This window comes from Parasphingorhabdus sp. (genome assembly GCF_049667325.1).
Classification (GTDB): Bacteria; Pseudomonadota; Alphaproteobacteria; order Sphingomonadales; family Sphingomonadaceae; genus Parasphingorhabdus.
The window spans coordinates 1-4,561 of record NZ_JBATHY010000068.1; the positions used below are offsets into that span (position 1 = coordinate 1).

Here is a 4,561-nt window from a genome sequence, read left to right on the forward strand (position 1 = left end):
TGTTTGTTTTCTTGCCCGGAAGGCTGATCCCCGATTCACCCTCAACGATGAAAGTTCACTATACAGATTTAAAATAAATTGTTAATACTGATATTTGATGTTTAATATATCAAATGGAACAGAGAAATGATCACGTCTCAACAAATGCGGGCATCGCGAGCTTTGCTCGGTATCGATCAGCGCCAACTGGCCGAACTAGCCGGACTATCGCTGCCAACGATCCAGCGGATGGAGGCATCGGACGGACAAGTGCGCGGCGTCGTCGATACTTTGGTCAAGGTTATAGGCGCTCTGGAAAACAGCGGGATTGAGCTGATTGGCGAGAATGCAGCCAGCGTCGGCATCGGGCGCGGGGTGCGTTTGCGTGAGACTATGGATGGCAAGGCGGCAAATGCGGTCGGCTCGATCTTGTTCGACAAGGCAACGTCGGACGCGGAAGCAAAATAGAATCCGGTACAGTGTATAGCTTCACCCCCAAAATCGTCACGACCATGCGCGAGGGCTATAATCTTAGTCTGTTGAAATCCGATGCGGTCGCAGGGCTGACCGTTGCCATAGTTGCGCTGCCGTTATCGATGGCGCTTGCCATCGCCAGCGGAGCTTCGCCCGACAAGGGGCTGATCACCGCCGTTATCGCCGGATTCTTGATCTCGTTCTTCGGTGGCTCGCGTGTTCAGGTTGGTGGACCCACGGGCGCCTTTGTTGTCGTTGTGTTCAATGTGATTGCCCAGCATGGCTATGATGGTCTGCTGATTGCCACATTCATGGCCGGACTGATTTTACTTGCTGCCGGGGCGTTCAAAATCGGGCGTTTGATCAAGTTCATCCCCCATCCAGTGGTGACTGGTTTTACTGCGGGAATCGCGGTGATTATCGCGACCAGTCAGGTCAAAGATTTTCTGGGGCTCTCGCTTGAAAATATTCCGGCCGACTTTTTGCCAAAATGGCAGGCCTATTTCGGTGCGATATCGTCCTTGGATATTGCCACCTTGCTGGTCGGTCTTGGCGCTTTGTCCGTGATTGTCGCGCTCAGAAGATTTGCTCCTAAATTGCCGGGTTTTCTCATCGCCTTGATACTCGCCGCGGTCGTGGTCGCATTGTTCAAGCTTCCTGTTGATACCATCGGGACCCGCTTTCCGGATATGTCATCGACAATTCCCATGCCGTCTTTTCCGCTCATGTCATGGGCAAGAGTCGCCGAGTTGCTCCCTTCTGCGTTCACTATCGCCTTTCTTGCCGGAATCGAGGCGCTGTTATCCGCTGTCGTCGCAGACGGGATGACCGGTACAAGGCATCGCTCAAACCAAGAGTTGATCGGTCAGGGCATTGCCAATCTGGGGTCGGTCATGTTCGGCGGCCTGCCCGCAACGGGGGCGATCGCGCGGACAGCGACGAATATTAAAGCTGGCGCGAAAACCCCGGTGGCAGGAATGCTGCACGCGCTGTTTATTCTGCTATTCATGCTATTTGGCAGCAGTTTGATGGCTTATGTGCCCATGGCCGCGCTCGCCGCCATCCTGTTCGTCGTCGCGTGGGGAATGTCCGAAACCGACCGGTTCATTGCACTGCTGCGTATGCCGAATAGTGACCGCGCCGTTTTGTTGCTGACATTCGGACTCACCGTATTGGTCGATTTGACGGTGGCGATCGGCGTCGGGGTTTCACTGGCGTCGCTCCTGTTCATGGCACGGATGAGCGAGACTGTGCAGCTGGACAACGGAAATTCACCAGATCGCGATGGCCATTCCGATGGAGATGACCTCACCCAGCGCGATGACCTTCCGAATGGCGTTGAAGTGTTCAGGATCAACGGGCCTGTGTTTTTCGGGGTGGCGGGAGAATTGCTCGATGCGATGCGCAAGATCGGGCGCACGCCCAAGGTCATCATCCTGCGAATGCGGCTTGTGCCGATTCTGGATGCCAGCGGGGTGACGATGATAGAAGAATTTATCGAGCAGGCCCGCATATCCGGCGCCAAGATAATATTGTCCGGCGTGCGACCACAGCCGAAAGAAATGCTCACCCGCATCGGCCTGTCCGGCGATCAGGCGGACGTATATTTTGAAGCAGACTATGTTGCCGCACTGCGGCTTGCCGAACAATTGACCGCAATCACATTGCATTAGCCAGTGCTGGCAAAGCGACGACGATGGACTCCCGAGTGCCGTCTACCGGCAGGTCCCCAACTTTGTTACAAATTGAAAATCGCAAAAACACTTGTCGCTGGGCCATGCTTCTGCCATCGAATTTTGCCAATGATACTGGACGCGATCTAGCTCGAGGCAATCACCGCTCAATCCATGCACGCTTTTGCAAACCCTACCCGTTTCTTGACGCTGGCCAAGCCGCTGACACCATTTTTGCTATTTGGTGGCATCGCCATGGTTTTGATTGCTTGCGTATGGGGTTTGCTGGCTACACCGCCCGAGCGGTTGCAGGGCGAAACGGTCAAGATCATCTTTGTCCATGTGCCGATGGCCTGGCTGGGGATGGCGGGATGGACCGGCATTGCGATTGCCAGTATTACCGAATTGATCTGGCGGCACCCGCTGGCCTCTCATGCGGCGCGCGCGATTGCGGTGCCGGGAGCGTTGTTTTCGCTACTATGCCTGGTTACGGGATCGATCTGGGGGCGTCCGGCATGGGGTACATGGTGGGTCTGGGATGGCCGTTTGACCTCCATGCTGGTGCTGTTCTTTCTTTATCTCGCCTATATCGTGCTGGCGAATGAGACCAGCAAAGCCAACGGCCAGAGCCGGATCGCCGCAATTTTCGGTGTTGTTGGCATCGTCAACCTGCCGATCATCCGCTTTTCGGTCGAATGGTGGGAGACACAGCATCAGGGGACGAGCATCAGTATCATGGGGAAATCCACTATCGATGCGCTCTATTTATGGCCTCTATTGGTTTCGGCGATAGGTTTCTCTCTCCTGTTTGGCGGGATTGTGCTTATGCGGATGCGCGCCAGTCTGGCGCAAACCAAAGTTGATGCCCGGCTGAAAAGGATGGCCGCCGAATGAACCACTGGCCTTTCGTCTTCGCCTCCTATGCCATAGTGCTGATTGGCACAGCTGCGGTTATCGTGAATAGTTATGTCTCGATGCGCAGGGCAGAACGCAAGGCAGATCAATTGAGCAAGCGCAAATGAAAGCAAAACATCAAAGACTGACCCTGGTGCTGCTGGCGGTTGTCGCTTTGATCGGTGCTGGTGTGCTGGGCGCTTATGCGCTGCAGGATCAGGCCAGCTATTTTTACACGCCGTCCGATATCGCTGCCAAAAAGCCGGAAGCGGGTACCGCCATTCGTCTTGGCGGCATGGTCGAGGAAGGCTCGATCCAGCGCTCGGCGGATGGGATCACCGTCCAATTCATTGTGCAGGACGGCAAGGCACAGCAAAATGTCATCTACACCGGTATCACGCCCGACCTGTTCGTCGAGGGTTCCGGTGTAGTCGCCGACGGCCGGCTGGACGCTGGCGGCATGTTTGTTGCCGAGACACTGCTCGCCAAACATGACGAAAATTATATTCCGCGCGAGCTGGAAGGCATTGATATGACTGCCGGCAAGCGCAAAACGGAGACGCTGGTCCAATGATCGCCGAAACGGGACTGATCGCGCTCTGGCTCGCCGGCGCACTGACATTATTGCAATTCATTCTCGGTGCGGTTGGTCTGCGGACCGAGCGCGAGGCCTATTATGCCGCGATCCGGCCGGTGGCGATTGCCCAGGGTCTGTTTGTTACCCTTTCTTTTCTGCTGCTGATCTGGTTGTTCCTGCGGTCCGACATGTCCGTCAAGCTGGTGGCGATGAACAGCGCTTCGGTGAAGCCTTTGCTTTACAAATTTGCCGGCACGTGGGGAAATCATGAAGGGTCGATGCTGCTGTGGGTGACGGTGATGGGGCTGGCCGGTGCGTTTATCGCGCTGTTCGAACGCTCGCTGAAAACCAGAACTCTGGTCGCAACCCTTGCAGCACAAGCCTTTATCAGTCTCGGCTTTTACGCTTTCTTGCTAATATCCTCCAACCCCTTTGAACGGATGTTTCCGATTCCGGCGGACGGGCAGGGGCTCAATCCACTGCTCCAGGATCCCGGTCTCGCCTTTCATCCGCCGACGCTCTATTTTGGCTATGTCGGGCTTTCGGTAGCCTTTTCCTTTGCCGTTGGCGCGATGATTACCCGCGATGTCGGCGCTGCCTTCGCCAAAGCGATGCGGCCATGGGTGTTGGGGGCATGGATATTCCTGACGCTCGGCATAACGGCTGGCAGCTATTGGGCCTATTATGAGCTGGGATGGGGCGGCTGGTGGTTCTGGGACCCGGTCGAGAATGCGTCGCTGATGCCCTGGCTGGCAGCAACAGCTTTGCTCCACTCGGTGACCGTGCTGGCAACCCGCGACGGCCTGCGCGCGTGGACATTGATGCTGGCAGTGGTCGCTTTTTCAATGTCGATGATCGGAACCTTTCTGGTCCGGTCCGGCATATTGACCAGCGTGCACGCCTTTGCGGTCGATCCTGAAAGAGGTAGCTTCATATTGGCCCTGCTCGCCATTTATATTGGCGG

The 4,561-nt window shown here is 55.9% G+C and carries 6 protein-coding genes; all 6 read left to right on the forward strand.

Features of this window, described 5'->3' with window-relative positions:
- Window positions 1–126: 126 nt before the first annotated feature.
- Entirely contained in the window at window positions 127–447 is a 321-nt protein-coding gene (locus WBM93_RS03655) for a helix-turn-helix domain-containing protein (protein ID WP_424428284.1), read from the forward strand.
- Window positions 448–458: 11 nt separating this feature from the next.
- Window positions 459–2,126, forward strand: coding sequence for a SulP family inorganic anion transporter (locus WBM93_RS03660; protein ID WP_424428287.1), 1,668 nt, complete (start codon window positions 459–461; stop codon window positions 2,124–2,126).
- 174 nt (window positions 2,127–2,300) lie between these two features.
- On the forward strand, window positions 2,301–3,020 hold the full coding sequence (ccmC, locus tag WBM93_RS03665) for a heme ABC transporter permease CcmC (RefSeq protein ID WP_424428290.1): 720 nt from the start codon (window positions 2,301–2,303) through the stop codon (window positions 3,018–3,020).
- Window positions 3,017–3,148, forward strand: a complete 132-nt coding sequence (locus WBM93_RS03670) for a heme exporter protein CcmD (RefSeq protein ID WP_424428292.1) — start codon at window positions 3,017–3,019, stop codon at window positions 3,146–3,148. Before ccmC ends, WBM93_RS03670 begins: the two co-directional genes overlap by 4 nt.
- The gene (gene ccmE, locus WBM93_RS03675) at window positions 3,145–3,594 is read left to right on the forward strand and encodes a cytochrome c maturation protein CcmE (RefSeq protein ID WP_424428295.1); all 450 of its coding nucleotides are present in this window, start codon (window positions 3,145–3,147) and stop codon (window positions 3,592–3,594) included. The genes WBM93_RS03670 and ccmE overlap by 4 nt, the downstream gene beginning before the upstream one ends.
- Window positions 3,591–4,561, forward strand: a 971-nt coding sequence (locus tag WBM93_RS03680; RefSeq protein ID WP_424428298.1) for a heme lyase CcmF/NrfE family subunit, incomplete at its 3' end; no start/stop codon positions are given. The genes ccmE and WBM93_RS03680, both read left to right, overlap by 4 nt.